General features: G+C 65.2%; 12 protein-coding genes. 9 read left to right on the top strand and 3 right to left on the bottom strand.

Annotated elements, in window-relative coordinates; all coding sequences use genetic code 11:
• From ACUYMZ_RS14885 to ACUYMZ_RS14855, 7 genes are all read left to right on the top strand, one after another.
• On the top strand, window positions 1-348 hold the full coding sequence (locus ACUYMZ_RS14885; protein ID WP_018776647.1) for a holo-ACP synthase: 348 nt from the start codon (window positions 1-3) through the stop codon (window positions 346-348).
• Window positions 349-366: 18 nt separating this feature from the next.
• Entirely contained in the window at window positions 367-1,944 is a 1,578-nt protein-coding gene (locus ACUYMZ_RS14880) for an NAD(P)H-hydrate dehydratase (protein ID WP_481604142.1), read from the top strand.
• A 70-nt stretch (window positions 1,945-2,014) separates the two neighbouring features.
• A complete protein-coding gene (glgX, locus tag ACUYMZ_RS14875) occupies window positions 2,015-4,357 on the top strand; it encodes a glycogen debranching protein GlgX (RefSeq protein WP_481604141.1) in 2,343 nt (780 codons plus the stop codon).
• Window positions 4,354-6,666, top strand: a complete 2,313-nt coding sequence (gene treY / locus ACUYMZ_RS14870; protein WP_481604140.1) for a malto-oligosyltrehalose synthase — start codon at window positions 4,354-4,356, stop codon at window positions 6,664-6,666. The genes glgX and treY overlap by 4 nt, the downstream gene beginning before the upstream one ends.
• Before the next feature lie 51 nt (window positions 6,667-6,717).
• A complete protein-coding gene (gene treZ, locus ACUYMZ_RS14865) occupies window positions 6,718-8,487 on the top strand; it encodes a malto-oligosyltrehalose trehalohydrolase (protein WP_481604138.1) in 1,770 nt (589 codons plus the stop codon).
• A gap of 75 nt (window positions 8,488-8,562) precedes the next feature.
• A complete protein-coding gene (mgrA, locus tag ACUYMZ_RS14860; RefSeq protein ID WP_481604136.1) occupies window positions 8,563-9,600 on the top strand; it encodes an L-glyceraldehyde 3-phosphate reductase in 1,038 nt (345 codons plus the stop codon).
• Window positions 9,601-9,813: 213 nt separating this feature from the next.
• Window positions 9,814-10,899, top strand: coding sequence for an inositol-3-phosphate synthase (locus ACUYMZ_RS14855; protein WP_481604134.1), 1,086 nt, complete (start codon window positions 9,814-9,816; stop codon window positions 10,897-10,899).
• A gap of 170 nt (window positions 10,900-11,069) precedes the next feature.
• On the opposite strand, the gene ACUYMZ_RS14850 is transcribed toward ACUYMZ_RS14855, so the two are convergent.
• Together ACUYMZ_RS14850 and mshA are read right to left on the bottom strand one after the other, a co-directional pair.
• The gene (locus ACUYMZ_RS14850) at window positions 11,070-12,758 is read right to left on the bottom strand and encodes a formate--tetrahydrofolate ligase (protein ID WP_481604132.1); all 1,689 of its coding nucleotides are present in this window, start codon (window positions 12,756-12,758) and stop codon (window positions 11,070-11,072) included.
• A 115-nt stretch (window positions 12,759-12,873) separates the two neighbouring features.
• Entirely contained in the window at window positions 12,874-14,118 is a 1,245-nt protein-coding gene (gene mshA / locus ACUYMZ_RS14845) for a D-inositol-3-phosphate glycosyltransferase (RefSeq protein WP_481604130.1), read from the bottom strand.
• Window positions 14,119-14,222: 104 nt separating this feature from the next.
• On the opposite strand from mshA, the gene ACUYMZ_RS14840 reads away from it, so the two are divergent.
• Window positions 14,223-14,735, top strand: coding sequence for a GNAT family N-acetyltransferase (locus ACUYMZ_RS14840; RefSeq protein ID WP_426003581.1), 513 nt, complete (start codon window positions 14,223-14,225; stop codon window positions 14,733-14,735).
• A 10-nt stretch (window positions 14,736-14,745) separates the two neighbouring features.
• Here the strand turns inward: ACUYMZ_RS14840 and ACUYMZ_RS14835 are convergent, their stop codons facing one another.
• Entirely contained in the window at window positions 14,746-16,119 is a 1,374-nt protein-coding gene (locus ACUYMZ_RS14835; RefSeq protein ID WP_481604128.1) for a family 4 glycosyl hydrolase, read from the bottom strand.
• A gap of 46 nt (window positions 16,120-16,165) precedes the next feature.
• Between ACUYMZ_RS14835 and ACUYMZ_RS14830 the strand changes: the two genes are divergently transcribed.
• A complete protein-coding gene (locus ACUYMZ_RS14830; RefSeq protein ID WP_426003579.1) occupies window positions 16,166-17,260 on the top strand; it encodes a carbohydrate kinase family protein in 1,095 nt (364 codons plus the stop codon).
• The last annotated feature ends 56 nt before the right edge of the window (window positions 17,261-17,316 follow it).

The raw sequence follows: 17,316 nt of genomic DNA, 5'->3' as shown, positions 1-17,316 counted from the left end.
ATGATTGTTGGCATTGGCGTAGACGTCGTAGACATCGAGCGGTTCGGTCGGCAACTGGAACGGACCCCCGGCTTGCGGGACCGTCTGTTTGTTCCTGCTGAACGGGAACTCAACACCCGGTCCCTGGCCGCCCGTTTTGCTGCCAAGGAAGCCGTCGCCAAAGTCCTGGGAGCCCCTGCGGGCATGAACTGGCAGGACTGCTGGATCGGACTCGACCAGAACGGCCCCACCATCCAGGTCAAGGGAACAGTGCTTGCTGTCGCCGAGGCCAAGGGCGTCAAGCGGTGGCACCTGTCCATGAGCCACGACGGCGGCATCGCCACGGCGACTGTCCTCGCCGAGGGATAGAACGGACACAACAGAATAATGATCAGCGCCTTCACCGGCCAACAGATCAGGGATGCGGAAAAACCGTTCCTGGACGCCGGTGGGGGCGCTGTTCTCATGCAGCGGGCTGCCTACGGGCTGGCCCAGGCTGTGGTCCGGGAGGTGGGCAGGCGCCGAAAGCTGGCCGGGGCCGCCCTCACGGTCCTGGTGGGCAAGGGGAACAACGGCGGGGACGGCCTCTTCGCCGCCGCCATGTTGGCCCGCCGCGGGATGCGTACGACGGCGGTGCTCGCCTCACCGGAGGCGCACCCGGACGCTCTGGCTGCTTTTTTGGCCGCGGGTGGCCGGGTGTTGCACCTGCAGGGTGGCAATGCCGAGGAACTTGCCGTCGCAAGCGCCGGGGATGACGTTGTCATCGATGCCCTGCTGGGAACGGGGGCCCGGGGTGGCCTCCGGGGTGCGTCCGCTGAGCTCGTGGCGGCCCTGCAGGAACTGCGGCCCCGGTGCGTTGTGGCCTGTGATGTTCCCAGCGGATTGGATTCCAGTACAGGCGAAGTCCATTGGCCGGTGCTGCAGGCGGACCTCACCGTGACCTTCGGCGGGATCAAAGCGGGCCTCCTGACAGACCCCGGTGAGGGATGCGCCGGGCGGACCGTGCTGGTGGAGATCGGCATCGAGGACGCTTTGGCATCCCAGGCGCCGGAGCTGCGCCGGCTCACAACGCCGGAAGTGGGTGCCCTCCTCCCGCATCCGCAACGCCGGTCACACAAGTATTCCCGGGGAGTGCTCGGCGTCGTCGCCGGGTCACCACGATTTGCCGGCGCCGCTGTGTTGAGCGTCCATGCCGCAGCCGTGGCCGGAGCCGGCATGGTCCGCTATGTAGGGCCGGAGGCGGCCGCACGGCAGGTCCTGGCCAGGACTCCCGAGGCCCTTTGGGAAGAGGGGACCTCCGGCAGGGTCCAGGCCTGGCTCCTGGGCCCGGGCGTTGACGGCCCCGGGCAGGAGGACCACGCCCGGACCGCTGCCCAGGCTGCCTTGGACGCCGGGCTGCCGGTCGTCGTCGATGCCGGTGCGCTGAAGCTCCTTCCGCAACGGTGCCCGCCGCAGTGGATCCTGACTCCCCATGCGGGCGAACTGGCCGTGTTGCTTGCCTCGCTCCCCTCCACGGGAGAGGTTGCCGTGACACGGGAGGACGTCGAGTCGCGGCCGCTCCACTTTGTACGGCAGGCCGCCCAACAAACGGGGGCCACCGTGTTACTGAAGGGCGCCACCACACTGGTGGCATCGCCGTCGGGCGTTGTCTTCAGCCAGTCCGACGGCACCCCCTGGATGGCCACCGCCGGAAGTGGCGACGTGCTGGCCGGGGTCCTGGGCGCCTTGCTGGCGCAGTCCACGGACGCCCTGATGGACGACGACGGAGCTTACGCCGCCTTGGGCCTGAAGCCCGAAGACCGCTGGGCTGCTGTTGCCGCGGCAGCGGCGGGGATCCATGGCCGGGCGGGTCGGGCGGCGTCGGAGGATTTTGCTGGAGGGCCCCTTACAGCTTCGGCGATCATGGCTGCGGTACCCCGCGTCATTGGTTCGCTGATCGCGGAATGCGACCACGGAAAACCGTAAGGTTACTGTCCGTGTCGGGGGTCATGAGTAGGCTTGCAGCAGTTGTTCGCATCACCTAAGAGGAGAACGCATGGAAGTCTGGCCTGGATCGGCTTATCCGCTGGGCGCCACATTCGATGGCACCGGCACCAACTTTGCCCTGTTCAGTGAAAGGGCTGAACGGGTGGAACTGTGTCTCTTCGACGACGATGGCAGCGAAGTCCGCGTGGATGTCAAGGAAGTGGATGGGTACGTCTGGCACTGCTACCTGCCGCAGGTGCAGCCCGGGCAGAAGTATGGCTACCGCGTTCACGGGCCCTACGACCCCGACGCAGGCCAGCGGTTCAACCCCAACAAGCTGCTGCTGGACCCTTACGCCAAGGCAGTGCACCGGCAGATCGACTGGGATCCGTCCCTTTTCTCGTACAACCTGGGAGACCCGGACTCCCGCAATGATGAAGATTCCGCACCCCACATGATGCTGGGCGTGGTCATCAACCCGTTCTTCGACTGGGACGGCGACAAGCTCCTCCGCATCCCTTACCACAAGTCCGTGATTTACGAGGCCCACGTTAAGGGCCTTACCATGCTGCACCCGGAGGTGCCGGAAGAGCAGCGCGGTACCTATGCAGGCGTGGCGCATCCGGCCGTGATCTCCCACCTCCAGAAGCTCGGCGTCACCGCCATTGAACTCATGCCGGTGCACCAGTTCGTCAACGACGGCATCCTGCAGGACAAGGGCCTGAGCAACTACTGGGGTTACAACACCATCGGGTTCTTCGCCCCGCACAACAGCTACAGCTCAAAGGGCGATACCGGTCAGCAGGTCCAGGACTTCAAGGCCATGGTCCGTTCGCTGCACAACGCCGGTATCGAGGTCATCCTGGACGTGGTGTACAACCACACCGCTGAAGGCAACCACCTCGGTCCCACGCTGTCCTTCAAGGGCATCGACAACTCGGCCTACTACCGACTGGTGGAGGACGACCAGAAGTACTACATGGACTACACCGGCACCGGCAACTCGCTGAATGTCCGCAGCCCGCACTCCCTGCAGCTGCTTATGGACTCGCTGCGGTACTGGGTGACGGAAATGCACGTGGACGGATTCCGGTTCGACCTCGCTTCCACGCTGGCCCGCGAGTTCTACGACGTCGACAAGCTCTCAACTTTCTTCGAACTCATCCAGCAGGACCCGGTGGTGTCCCAGGTCAAGCTCATCGCCGAGCCGTGGGACGTCGGCCCCGGCGGTTACCAGGTGGGCAATTTCCCGCCGCAGTGGACCGAATGGAACGGCAAATACCGCGACACCGTCCGTGACTTCTGGCGCGGCGAACCGTCAACGCTGGGTGAGTTCGCCTCCCGCCTGACCGGATCGGCCGACCTCTACGAGCACTCGGGCCGCCGTCCTTTCGCGTCCATCAACTTCGTCACGGCGCACGACGGCTTCACTCTCATGGACCTGGTGTCCTACAACGAGAAGCACAACGAGGCCAACGGTGAGGACAACAACGACGGCGAATCCCACAACCGCTCCTGGAACTGCGGTGTTGAAGGGCCCACGGACGATCCCACGGTGCTCGGCCTGAGGGCGCGGCAGCAAAGGAACTTCATCGCGTCCCTTTTCCTGTCCCAGGGCGTGCCCATGCTGCTCCACGGGGACGAACTCGGACGGACCCAGCAGGGCAACAACAACGGCTACTGCCAGGACTCCGAACTCACGTGGATCAACTGGGACTCCGTGGACCAGCCGTTGATCGAGTTCACGGCCGCCGTCAGCGCCCTGCGCGCCAAGCATCCCACGCTCCGCCGCAGCCGGTTCTTCGATGGCCGCCCCGCTGTCCGTGGTGAGGGTGAGCGGCTTCCGGACATCGTGTGGCTGGACAAGGACGCAAGCACCATGACACCCGGGGACTGGGACACCGCCCTGGGCCGTTCGGTAGGTGTATTCCTCAACGGTGACGGCATCCGTGGGCTGGACCATCAGGGACGCCGGATCACCGACGTGAACTTCCTGCTCTACTTCAACGCCGACGTCGACGAAGTCGGATTCCGGATCCCCTCGGACGAATACGCTGCAGCCTGGGACGTCATGATCGACACCGGGGGAGAAGGTGCGGAGGCCGACATCGTCAAGGCCGACCAGATCCTCATGGTGGCGGGCAAGTCACTGGTGGTGCTCCGGGCACACAGCACTCCCGAGGTGGAACCGGACCACTCCGTGGCCGCCTCGCTGGCGGCGCTGACCCAGACCAGCACTCCGGAGACCGCCTCCGTGACGGCGCCTGCAGTCACGTCGATTGCGTTGGGGTACAAGGACGACGAAGGCGCCGGAACCGGGGATACTGCCGGGGAGGAACCGGGTGGGGCGGACACTGCCGGCGCGGAGGCGGAAGCCGGCTCTGAGGCAGACCAGAAGAAGGCGGACTCATGAGGACTCCAGTCTCCACATACAGGCTGCAGATCCGTCCAAGCTTCACCTTGCAGGACGCAGCGGAACTGACGGGCTACCTCAAGGACCTGGGTGTCGACTGGGTCTACGTCTCGCCCATCCTGACCGCCGAGAAAGGGTCCGATCACGGCTACGACGTCACCGATCCTTCCACGGTGGACCCGTCCCGCGGTGGGCCGGAAGGCCTGGAAGCCTTGTCCAAGGCAGCGCGGAAGGAAGGGCTGGGAGTCCTCGCGGACATCGTTCCCAACCACATGGGAGTAGCATCACCTGGCCAGAACGCCTGGTGGTGGCAGTTACTGAAGGAAGGGCGGTCGTCCAAGTACGCGGAAGCGTTCGACGTCGACTGGGACTTCGGCGGCGGCCGGATCCGCATCCCTGTGTTGGGCGGAGACGATGACCTTGACCAGCTCAGGATCGTCGACGGCGAATTGCACTTCTACGACCACCGCTTCCCTTTGGCCGACGGCACCTGGACCGAAGGGGACTCACCGCAGGACGTCCACAACCGGCAGCACTATGAGCTGGTCGGATGGCGCCGGGCCGACGCGGAACTGAACTACCGCCGGTTCTTTGCCGTCAACACCCTGGCCGGGGTGCGGGTGGAAGTACCGTGGGTCTTCGACGAAGCGCACCAGGAGATCGTCCGCTGGTTCCGTGAGGAACTGGTGGATGGACTGAGGATCGACCACCCGGACGGCCTGGCCGATCCCGAGGGCTACCTGGCCCGTCTGAAGGAGGCCACAGGTGGCACGTACTTACTGGTGGAGAAGATCCTGGAACCCGGGGAGAAGCTGCCGGAAACCTTCCAGTGCGAAGGCACCACCGGATACGACGCCCTGGCAGATGTGGACCGGCTCTTCGTCGACCCCGCCGCTGAAGAGTTCCTCGACGACCTCGACGCTCGGCTCCGGGACGAAGCCGAGCCTGCCAACTACCAGGTCATGATCCACGGCACCAAGCGGCGCATCGCCGACGGCATCCTCCGCTCGGAAATCCTGCGCCTGTCCCGCCTGGTGCAGGAAACCAGTGCGCTGCCGCGCTTGGACGTAGCCGATGCCCTCGCCGAGATCATCTGCTGGTTCCCCGTCTACCGGACCTACCTGCCGTACGGTCAGGAAATCCTGGAAGAATCGATCGAGCACGCGGCCAAGCACCGGCCGGAGCTGGCCGGAGTCCTGGAAGGACTTCGTCCGCTGCTGCTGGACACCACCGGCGAGCTTGCCCGGCGGTTCCAGCAGACCTCGGGCATGGTCATGGCCAAAGGCGTGGAGGACACGGCGTTCTTCCGCTACACCCGGCTCGGTACGCTCACGGAGGTGGGTGCCGACCCCACGGAGTTCGCCGTTTCTCCCGGGGAATTCCACCAGAGGATGGCCCGTCGCCAGGCGGAATTGCCGCTCTCCATGACCACGCTCAGTACCCACGACACCAAGCGCAGCGAGGACGCCAGGGCCAGGATTTCCGTGATCTCCGAGTCGGTCCCCGAGTGGGAACTCTTCCTCGGCACGGTCCAGGACCTGGCGCCGATTCCTGACGGTCCGTTGTCCGCCTTGATCTGGCAGGCGATCGCCGGTGCCTGGCCGGCGGACCGCAGCCGTCTTCAGGCTTACGCCCTCAAGGCTGCCCGCGAGGCCGGCAACTCCACCAACTGGACCGACCCCAACCTGGAGTTCGAGCGGCACCTGGCTGCCGCCGTCGACTCCGTTTTCGATGTTCCGGAGGTCGGGGCCGCGTTGGAGAACTTCGTCGCGGAACTTGAGCCGTACGGTACGTCCAACTCCTTGTCCGCCAAGCTGGTGCAGTTGACCATGCCCGGCGTGCCCGACGTCTACCAGGGCACGGAATTCCGGGATGGTTCCCTGACGGACCCTGACAACAGGCGGCCTGTGGACTTCCAGGCACGGATTGATGCGCTCGCGGAACTCGATGGCGGCGCAGGCCCGGCCAGGACGGACGAGGCCGCCAAACTCCTGGTGGTGTCCAGGGCCTTGCGGCTGCGGCGGGACCGTCCGGAGCTGTTCGGCGGGTACCAGCCGGTGGCTGCCACCGGCGCAGCGGCCGCCCACGTGGTGGCGTTCAGCCGTGGCGCGGACGCCTCGGGCGCAGTGACCGTTGCCACCAGGCTTCCCAAAGCCCTGGAGCGCAATGGCGGCTGGCGGGACACCGCTGTGGACCTTCCAGCCAAGAGCCGCGACGAACTGACGGGAACCACTTTCGACGCCGGTCCTGTCCCGCTGGCTGCGCTGCTGGAGCACTACCCGGTGGCGCTGCTGGTCCCGGTTGACTGAAGCGCCGCGCCACACCGTTACTGCACACGCTTGAATGTATAGGGGAGCTTGATGGAGCACGCTGCTGGAAAAGAGCTTTTTGATGTGTGGGCACCGGACGCACGTTCGGTAAAGCTGCTCGCGGACGGTCGCGAGTACAGCATGGAGCAAAACAACGACGGCGGCGCGCAGGGTTGGTGGCGCGCCCCCGCCGGGGTGGCGGCTGGCGAGGCCGTCCCTTACGGCTACATCGTGGACGGCGAAGGGCCGTTCCCGGATCCCCGATCACGGCGGCAGCCCGACGGCGTTCATGGGTTGTCAGCGACTTTCGATCCCTCCGCCCACCAGTGGAAGGACCAAAACTGGAAGGGCCGCAGCCTCAAGGGTGCTGTTATTTACGAGCTGCATCTTGGGACCTTTACACCGGAGGGCACCCTGGAAGCAGCCATCGGGAAGCTCGATTACCTGGTGGACCTGGGCGTGGACTTCGTCGAACTGCTGCCGGTCAACGCCTTCAACGGCGTCCATAACTGGGGCTACGACGGCGTCCTCTGGTACGCCGTGCATGAGGCCTACGGCGGACCGGCGGCCTATCAGCGGTTTGTGGATGCGGCCCACGCGGCCGGGCTGGGAGTGATCCAGGACGTCGTTTACAACCATCTCGGACCCAGCGGCAACTACCTGCCCAAGTTTGGCCCGTACCTGAAGTCCGGTGAGGGGAACACCTGGGGCGACTCGGTGAACCTGGACGGTCCCGGCTCGGACGACGTTCGGCGCTACATTCTGGAAAACGCCGCCATGTGGCTCCGGGATTACCACGTGGATGGTTTGCGGCTGGATGCAGTCCATGCGCTCCGGGATGAGCGCGCCGTGCACATCCTGGAAGAATTTGGCGCACTCGGTGATGCCGTCGAAGCGGAAACCGGCATCCCGCGGACCATGATTGCCGAGTCGGACCTCAACAACCCGCGGCTGATCTACCCCCGCAGGGACAACGGGTATGGGCTCGAAGGCCAGTGGAGCGATGACTTCCACCATGCCCTTCACGTCAACCTCAGTGGCGAGACCACCGGCTACTACGGCGACTTCGACTCCCTGGCTGTCCTGGCCAAGGTCCTGGAGCACGGCTTCCTGCACGATGGCAGCTACTCAAGCTTCCGCGGACGTCACCACGGCCGGCCCATCCGGCGGGACCTGGCACACCCCTCGGCGTTGGTGGTCTGCCTGCAGAACCATGACCAGATCGGCAACCGTGCGATTGGCGACCGCCTGACGGCATCGCTGTCCTATGGCCAGTTGGCCATCGGTGCCGTGGTCACCATGACGTCGCCGTTCACGCCCATGCTGTTCATGGGCGAGGAGTTCGCGGCTTCAACCCCCTGGCAGTTTTTCACCTCCCATCCGGAACCGGACTTGGGGGAAGCCACGGCGAAGGGCCGGATCAAGGAATTCGAGCGGATGGGATGGGACCCGGACGTGGTTCCCGATCCGCAGGACCCGGAGACCTTCCACCGCTCAAAACTCAACTGGCAGGAAGCATCCGACGGCGACCACGCCAGGTTGCTGGCACTGTACCGCGATTTAGCACAGCTGCGCCGAAACAATCCTGTCCTGGCAGACGGTGGGTTCGCGGACACCTCCGTGGAATATGACGATGACGAGCACTGGCTCGAAATGACCCGCGGAGACCTTCGGGTGGTGTGCAACTTCGGGTCGGAAACGCTCGATACCCCGGTGGAAGGGGCGGTGCTGCTGGCAACGGACGCACAAGCAGCCCTGGATAACGGCACGTTGACGCTTCCCGGCGCCAGCGCCGCCGTCGTGCGCGTCAACCGAGGCTAGCTGCTCCAAAGGTGACGGCGCCCACATGACGGACGGCGCCGTCACCCGGAGCGACACGGTGGCAGGATGGTACGTATGACTTATTCGGCCGCGGAAAACCGCTACGAAACCATGCCCTACCGCCGCGTCGGACGCAGTGGACTGAAGCTTCCCGCGATCTCGCTGGGGCTTTGGCACAACTTCGGCGATGACAAGCGGTTCGACGAACAGCGCGCCATCCTGCGCCGTGCGTTCGACCTCGGCGTCAACCACTTTGACCTCGCCAACAACTACGGACCCCCGGACGGCTCGGCCGAGACCAACTTTGGCCGGCATCTGAAGGAAGACTTCAAGCCCTACCGCGATGAACTGGTCATCTCCACCAAGGCCGGCTACTACATGTGGCCCGGCCCGTACGGTGAGTGGGGTTCCCGGAAGTACCTCATTTCCAGCCTGGACCAGTCGCTGGAGCGCATGGGCCTGGACTACGTGGATATTTTCTACAGCCACCGGCCTGATCCTGAGACTCCGCTGGAGGAGACCATGGGCGCGCTCGATTACGCTGTTCGGTCCGGCAAGGCGCTGTATGCAGGCATCTCCTCCTACACTCCTGAGCAGACACTGGAGGCAGCCCGGATCCTGAAGGAACTCGGCACGCCTTTGCTCATCCACCAGCCCAGCTATTCCATGCTCAACCGCTGGACTGAGAACGGCAGCCCCAACCTTTATGAGGCCCTGGACCAGGTGGGCGCCGGGTCCATTGCCTTCTCGCCGCTGGCCCAGGGAATGTTGACGGACCGGTACCTCAACGGTGTGCCTGCGGATTCCCGTGCAGCCAAGGAAAGGTTCCTGTCGGAATCGGCTCTGACAGAAGACAAACTCGACCGGGTCCGCGGGCTGAACGCCATCGCGCAGGGACGAGGTCAGACGCTCGCGCAGATGGCCGTGGCCTGGATCCTGCGGGACCAGCCGAAGGGGTCGCCGGTCACTTCTGCGCTGATCGGCGCCTCCAGTGTCCGCCAGCTCGAGGACACGCTCAGCGCCATCAACAACCTGGACTTCACCCATGAGGAGCTGACGGCGATCGATGAATTCGCCGTCGAGTCCGACATCAACCTGTGGGCCCAGAAGTAGCCAGCCCCACCGATCCTCTCTCACGTCCCGCCGGGTGCCGTCGATTGGGTTTAAGCTGCTGACATATTGCGAGGGGCCAGCCGGGAATAACGGCGGCCCCTCGTGTGTTGGTTAGAATGCAAAAGTGTGCGCCGAATGGCGCCGTGCCAATCTGCCGCTCTCCGGGCTCAGCCGGGGCATCGCGTGGCACTGAGGTTTTCCCAAAGGAGTTCCGTGTCTTCACATCCGATTCGTGTTGCCATTGTCGGCGTAGGAAACTGCGCCGCATCGTTGGTCCAAGGTGTCGAGTACTACCGCGACGCTGACCCGAAGTCCACGATTCCCGGTCTGATGCACGTTGAGTTCGGCCAGTACCACGTCAACGACGTAGAGTTCGTTGCCGCTTTCGATGTCGACAGCAAGAAGGTTGGCCTGGACCTCGCCGACGCCATCGGGGCCAGCGAGAACAACACCATCAAGATCGCCGACGTTCCGGCTACCGGTGTGAAGGTCCAGCGCGGTCACACCCTCGACGGACTGGGCCGCTACTACCGCGAGACAATCGTCGAGGCTCCGGAAGAAGCCGTTGATGTCGTAGCAGCGTTGCGGGAAGCCAAAGCTGACGTCATGGTCTGCTACCTGCCGGTTGGCTCGGACCAGGCTGCCAAGTTCTACGCCCAGTGCGCAATCGACGCCGGCGTTGCCTTTGTCAACGCGCTTCCTGTCTTCATTGCCGGCACCAAGGAATGGGCCGACAAGTTCACCGAGGCCGGCATCCCCATTGTTGGCGACGACATCAAGAGCCAAATCGGTGCCACCATCACCCACCGCGTGATGGCCAAGCTCTTCGAAGACCGCGGTGTCACGCTGGACCGCACGTACCAGCTGAACGTTGGCGGCAACATGGACTTCAAGAACATGCTTGAGCGCGACCGCCTGGAATCGAAGAAGATCTCCAAAACCCAGGCTGTGACCTCCAACGTCGAGGCAGACCTGCACGCAGACGACGTCCACATCGGCCCGTCCGACTACGTGGCCTGGCTCGACGACCGCAAGTGGGCCTTTGTCCGCCTCGAGGGCCGCAACTTCGGCGACGCCCCTGTCTCGCTCGAATACAAGCTTGAGGTCTGGGACTCCCCGAACTCCGCAGGCGTGATCATCGACGCCATCCGCGCGGCCAAGATCGGCCTGGACCGCGGCATCGGCGGCCCGCTGCTTTCCGCTTCCAGCTACTTCATGAAGTCCCCGCCGGAGCAGTTCAACGACGACATCGCCCGCGAGAAGGTTGAAGCCTTCATCCGCGGCGACATCGAGCGCTAACCGCGAAAGCGACGAGCGGCCCTCCTGGTAACCAACCACCGGGAGGGCCGCTCGCCTTTTAAGCGCCCCCACCTTCCCCGACGCTCTCTCACCTTTTACCCCCTTTTGGCAATCCCTCTCGCACCCGGTGAGAGAGGGCTCGCCAAAAGGGGGATTTTGGTGAGAGAGGATCAGAAGAGGCCGGTGGGTTTGCCGGAAGCGTCCACGTCCATCCGCATGGCCGCCGGCTCCTTGGGCAGGCCGGGCATGGTCATCACAGCGCCGGTCAACGCCACGATGAAGCCCGCCCCCGTCTTGGGAATGAGCTCGCGGACGTGCACCTTGAACCCTTTGGGAGCACCCAGCCTGGAGGCGTCGTCGGTGAACGAGTATTGCGTCTTGGCCATGCAGACCGGAAAGCTGGACCAACCGTTCCGCTCGATCTCGGCGAGCCGCTTCTCCGCGGGGACGGAAAACTCCACGGTATCTGCGCCGTAGATTTCCTGGGCGATGGTCCGGATCTTGTCCTCCACCGGCATCCCGAGCGGGTACAGGTGGCGGAAGCTGGACGGGCCCTGGAGCGCGGCGGCCACCTTGGCAGCGAGCTCGTCGCCGCCGTCGCCTCCACCACCGCGTCCCCAGACATCGGCGACGGCGGCCTCCACGCCTTCCGCTGCGCACCAGGCGAGCAGCCATTCGAGTTCTTCCGGGGTGTCCGTGGCGAACCTGTTGATGGCCACCACCGGTGTGACGCCGAACCTCGCCACGTTCTGCACGTGCCGTTTGAGGTTTTCAACCCCGGCGGCAACAGCCTCCACGTCGGGGCGGGCCAGGTCCTCCTTGGGAACACCGCCGTGCATCTTCAGCGCGCGGATGGTGGCAACCACCACGACGGCGGAAGGCGCCACGTCTGCGAAGCGCGCCTTGATGTCCATGTACTTTTCGGCCCCGAGGTCCGCGCCGAAGCCGGCCTCGGTCACCACGATGTCCGCCAGTTCCTGCGCAGTCCGGGTGGCGATGATCGAGTTGCAGCCGTGGGCAATGTTGGCGAAGGGGCCGCCGTGGACGAGCGCCGGCGTTCCGGCGATGGTTTGGACCAGGTTCGGCTTGATGGCGTCCTTCAGGAGCAGGGTCAGTGCCCCCTGGACGCCAAGGTCGGCGACGGTCACCGGCCGCCGGTCGTGGGTGTAGCCGAAGGTGATCCTGCCCAGCCGGGTGCGGAGGTCTTCCAGATCCGATGCCAGACAGAAGATTGCCATGATCTCCGAGGCCACGGTGATGTCGAAGCCGTCCTGCCGGGGGACACCCTGTGCGGGACCGCCCAGGCCGATCACCACTTCCCGGAGCGCCCTGTCGTTCATGTCCAGGACGCGTTTGAACGTCATGCGGCGCGGGTCGATTCCCAACTGGTTTCCCTGGAAGATGTGGTTGTCCACCAACGCCATGAGGGCATTGTTGGCCGAGGTGATGGCGTGGAAGTCTCCGGTGAAGTGGAGGTTGATGTCGTCCATGGGCAGCACCTGCGAGTACCCGCCGCCCGTGGCACCGCCTTTCATGCCGAGGATGGGCCCCAAGGACGGTTCCCGGAGGGCAATCATCACTTTGTGCCCGGCACGGGCCAGGGAATCGGCGAGTCCCACGGTGGTGGTGGACTTGCCCTCGCCGGCGGGAGTGGGGGACATGGCCGAGACCAGGACCACCTGTCCTGCAGGCTTCCCCGGTTCAGGGAGCAGCCGGGCGGGATCGACCTTCGCCTTGTACCGCCCGTACAGTTCCAGAGCATCCCGGGGAATTCCGGCCCGCTCAGCGACCTGTTCGATCGGGAGCAGCGTGGCCTGCTGGGCTATTTCAAGATCGGTCAGGACCTTGTTCTCAGACATCGTTGTCCTTCGGCTCGGTGGCGGTTCGGTGCGTGCCCGGGATGTGGGCCTGCGCCGTGCGCGCCAATCTACCAGCCAGGGCCGGGCATGCAGCGGAAGCCCTGCCGCCAAGACATCACCTGCCAGGTACCAGCAGGCCTGACACCGACTCCTTGTAGCTCTCCAAGGTGATGGCGGCGGTCCGCTGCCATCCGAACGACTCGGCGTGTGTTGCCGCAGCCCTGCCCATGTCTTCGCGCGTGCGGACGTCGTCGTACAGGTCCTCCAGGGCCTCGGCCCAATCCGAAGGATCGTGCCCCTCCACCAGTATTCCGGTCCTGCCATCGGAGACGGCACGGGTCAGGCCGCCAACCTTGGTAGCGACCACAGGTGTGCCGCACGCCTGTGCTTCCAACGCCACGAGCCCGAACGACTCGCTGAAGGAAGGCATGACCACCACGTCCGCGGACCGGAACCAGCCGGCAAGTTCCGGAGCCACTACCGGTGGGCGGTGCGTGACGATGTCGCTGAGCCCTGCGTCCTGGATGACCTGCTGCAAGTTGAAGTCCTTGGCACCGCTCAACGAGCCCAGGATGGTCATTTCAAGGTCGATGTCCGGACGGCGCTTGCGGAGGATTCCCGCCGCCTTGACGAATACCTGCGGTCCCTTGAGCCGTTGGATACGCCCGGCAAAAACAATGTGGAAGCTCTCAGGCCGGACACCCCGCTCCCTGCGGGCCTTCCGCCGGAACGATGGCGTGAATACGTTCAGGTCAACGCCGGGCGGTGCGACATCGATCCGGTCCGGGTCGGCGCCGTAGTGCGAGACCAGTTCTTCGGCCTCAGCGGGGGTGTTGGCAATCAGGCGTGACGCGCCGTCGACGATCCTTTGTTCCCCTTCTTCCCGCCGACGGGGCTCGGGGCGCTCGCCGGACTCCAGGACCAGGTTCTTGACCTTCGCCATGGTGTGCATGGTGTGGATCAGCGGCACGTTCCACAGCTCCGCCAGTTCAAGGCCCGCCACGCCCGACACCCAGTAGTGCGAGTGGATGGCGTCGTACCGTCCGTGCGGCTGGCTGTGGCGGATGGCGTCGATCTGCTCCACCATTTGGTGGAGCAGGGCGGGGAGTTCTTCTTTGGGCAGCTTCCGGCGGGGACCGGCCATGACGTTGTGGACGCAGACTCCGGGGCCGGGATGTTCGACGGCGGGTTGCCCGGCTTTGGTGGAACGGGTGAAGATCTCCACCTCCACGCCATTCTCTGCCAGCGCCATGGCCAGCGCACGGACGTAGACGTTCATCCCGCCGGCATCCCCGGCACCGGGTTGCTCCATGGGCGAGGTATGCAGGGACAGGAGCGCCACACGGCGAATCAACGGCACAGCGTTCCTCCTGCCTTAATCCCACACAGCTTTGCCTGCAGAAAACACTACTCCTGCCTTGGGCGTGGCGTGATCCCGGTGCCGGGGCTGCTAGCGTTTCCGCTGTGAGCCGCGACAAGAATTTCCACATCCGCCCCGCCACCCCCGACGACTGGCCCGGCATCTGGGCCGTCATGGAGCCCGTCATCCGCGAGGGTGAAACCTTCACCTGGGACCGTGACACCGCTGAAGACGCAGCACGTGCCAAATGGACCAAGGATGCCCCGGGCCAGACCTTCGTGGCTGTGGCTGACGATGGCGAGGTCCTGGGTACCGGGGAATTCCACGCCAACCAGGCCGGGGGCGGCAGCCATGTTGCCAACGCCGGCTACATGGTGGGGTCCAGGCATTCGGGCAGGGGCATCGCCCGAGCCTTGTGCGAGTACTCCCTGAAGGAGGCCAAAACCGCAGGGTTCCGTGCCATGCAGTTCAACGCCGTGGTGGAAAGCAATGTCCGGGCTGTGTGGTTGTGGCAGTCCATGGGGTTCCGGATCCTGGCCACCGTTCCCGAGGCCTTCAATCATCCCGAGATTGGTTTCGTAGGACTGCACGTCATGTACCAGGAGCTCAGGAAATAACCCGGCGACGTCACTTCCACAGCCCCCGGACTTCGGGAAAGGCCTGTTCGTAGCCTTCCACCAACCGCTGGCCGAGGTCCTCCGAACCCACCAGCGGGTGGGCGGCGAAGGCCCGGACCGCTGCGCCGCGGGAGCCGTCCCGGACGGCCTGGATGGTGAGCCGTTCAGCGTCCTTGACGTGGCGCATCAGTGTGAGGAAGCGCCCGCCGGGGCGGTCCTGCGGAAGCGGCAACGCGCCGTCGGGCGTCACAGAACAGGGAACCTCGACGACGGCGTCACCCGGCAACCCGGGCACGGCAACCAATGCGGGACCCGCCCCGGTGACGGCAACGGGGGAGTTGGGCACGTTGAGGATCAGCTCGGCCGGCCCGCCGCCAAACAGCGCCCGGATCACGGCCAGTGCCACCCGCTCGTAGCCACCGCCGGCGAGGTCTTCCTCGTCCCGCTGTCCGCCGTCGGTGCGTGCCTCGGCGAGGTAGCCTTCTTCCCGCGACCGCCTGGCTGCGTCCCAGCGGGCATAGGCGCCGGACGCGCCGGCGAGCTCCGGATACAGTGAGCGCTGCTGCTCGTGGATGGACGCGCCGCGGGTCTCCGTCTGGTCGCGGATCGCACCGGTCGCGTTTTCTGTGTCGTAGTAGTAATAGAGGTATTCGTTGGGCAAGGCCCGCACCCGCTGCAGGGTGTGCAGGGAAAACAGCCTGCCCTCCTCAAAAGAACGGAGCGCAGCTTCATCCGCCAGCAGTCCGGGCAGCAGGTCCTTCCCGCGCGGTGCCAGGCGGTAGAGCCAGCCGAGGTGGTTCAACCCGAAGTAGCCCACGCCGTCGAGCTTTCCGTCCGGAAGGGGTGCACCCGCGGCCGCCGCGGCGCGCTTGACCAGGCCCCCGGCAGAGTCGCAGATGCCGATCACGCGGCGTCCCAAAACAGGAACCAATGCCTCGGTGACCATACCTGCCGGGTTGGTGAAATTGATGAGCCAGGCATCGGGACAGAGGCGGCGCATTGCGTGGGCCAGGCGCAGCATCTCCGGAATGGACCTCAACGCATAGGAGATTCCGCCCGCACCCGTGGTCTCCTGCCCCAGCAGCCCGAGGTCCAGGGCAACCCGTTCATCCACTACGCGCCCTGCCGTCCCACCGGGCCGGATCGCGGCAAAGACGGCATCGACGCCGGCCAGCGCCCGTTCCAGGTCAGTGGAAACAGTGACCTGCGGGGCCGGTCCGCCACCTGGCATGTCGCGCAGGACGGCCTCGATTCCGGCAAGCCGGGAAGCGTCCACGTCATACAGAACCAGTTCATCCACCAGCCCCACGAAGGGACCCGAACGCAGGGCGCGGTAGACAAGGGGAACCCGGAATCCGCCGCCTCCGGCGATCATGAGCCGCATGCCTTGAGTCTATGCAGCCCAAGGCCTGCGGCGTAGTCTGCCGTGCATGGACGCCATGCCCCAGCGACGCTTCGACCCCCTTGCCTCCGTCCGGTCCGACGGCAGCAACCAGTGCGACCTCCTGCTCACCGGAACCGTCTTCCAGGACATCATCTTCACGGGACTGCCCCATTCGCCCGAACCCGGAACCGAAGTCTGGAGCGAGGGCATGGGAAGTTGCCCCGGGGGTGTGGCCAACCAGGCGATCGCCGCGGCCCGGCTGGGGCTCCGGACCAACCTGGCCGCCACTTTCGGCGACGACGGCTACGGCGACTACAACTGGCAGATCCTCGAAACCCAGGAGCACGTTGACCTGTCCTTGTCCCGCAGGGTTCCGGGATGGCATTCGCCGGTGACCGTTTCCCTGTGCGTGAACCAGGACCGCTCCATGATCACCCACGGGCATCCGGCACCGGTCAACACTTCGGAGTTGATCGGGAAGCCGCCCAGGGCGCTCGCCGCCGTCGCGGACCTGGGGGAGGAACTGGAACCATGGGCTCTTGCGGCAAAAGAGTCCGGGACCAAGTTGTTCGGCGTGGTGGGCTGGGATCCCAGCGGTGAATGGTCCCAAAAACGGCTTGAGCAGCTGGAACATTTCCACGCCTTCATCCCCAACGCCCCTGAAGCCATGGCATTCACTGGGAAATCCGATCCGTGGGCTGCGTTGTATTCGTTGGCGGACCGGGTACCGGTAGCCGTGGTGACGTTGGGAGCCCAGGGGGCCATGGCCGTGGATTCGGACACGGGCGAGGAAGAATGGGTTCCTTCCCTGCCGGTGTCTGCCTCTGATCCCACCGGCGCAGGCGACTGCTTTGACGCAGCCTTCATCGTCGGAAGCCTGGCGGGGTGGAAGCTGGGGGACCGCCTCAGGTTCGCGAACCTGTGTGCCTCGCTGGCCGTTCAGCAGGTGGGTGGATCGCTGGCGGCACCCGGATGGGGCGACATCGCGGATTGGTGGCAGCGCGCCAACGCCAGGAAGGAACGCCAGTCCAGCCAATGGCTGCGCCGCTTCGCCTTCCTGGAGCCGATCGTGAAGGATATTCCAGCCGAAGCCCAACGGCGTGCCCGCGCCACCATTGCCCACCTGTCAGACGCGCACTGACCTGCGGAGTGCCCCTCCAATTAACCGGCCCTCACCGGCGCTACTAGAATCTCTTA

It is taken from the genome of Arthrobacter sp. T572, assembly GCF_056780115.1.
Note: the sequence above shows the minus strand (reverse complement) of the source record. Positions and strands in the feature narration are given on the sequence as shown.

Coding starts and splice junctions, on each gene's coding strand:
- ACUYMZ_RS14885 (WP_018776647.1), top strand. CDS start 1: ATGATTGTTGGCATTGGCGTAGACGTCGTAGACATCGAGCGGTTCGGT.
- ACUYMZ_RS14880 (WP_481604142.1), top strand. CDS start 367: ATGATCAGCGCCTTCACCGGCCAACAGATCAGGGATGCGGAAAAACCG.
- glgX (WP_481604141.1), top strand. CDS start 2,015: ATGGAAGTCTGGCCTGGATCGGCTTATCCGCTGGGCGCCACATTCGAT.
- treY (WP_481604140.1), top strand. CDS start 4,354: ATGAGGACTCCAGTCTCCACATACAGGCTGCAGATCCGTCCAAGCTTC.
- treZ (WP_481604138.1), top strand. CDS start 6,718: ATGGAGCACGCTGCTGGAAAAGAGCTTTTTGATGTGTGGGCACCGGAC.
- mgrA (WP_481604136.1), top strand. CDS start 8,563: ATGACTTATTCGGCCGCGGAAAACCGCTACGAAACCATGCCCTACCGC.
- ACUYMZ_RS14850 (WP_481604132.1), bottom strand. CDS start 12,758: ATGTCTGAGAACAAGGTCCTGACCGATCTTGAAATAGCCCAGCAGGCC.
- ACUYMZ_RS14835 (WP_481604128.1), bottom strand. CDS start 16,119: ATGCGGCTCATGATCGCCGGAGGCGGCGGATTCCGGGTTCCCCTTGTC.
- ACUYMZ_RS14830 (WP_426003579.1), top strand. CDS start 16,166: ATGGACGCCATGCCCCAGCGACGCTTCGACCCCCTTGCCTCCGTCCGG.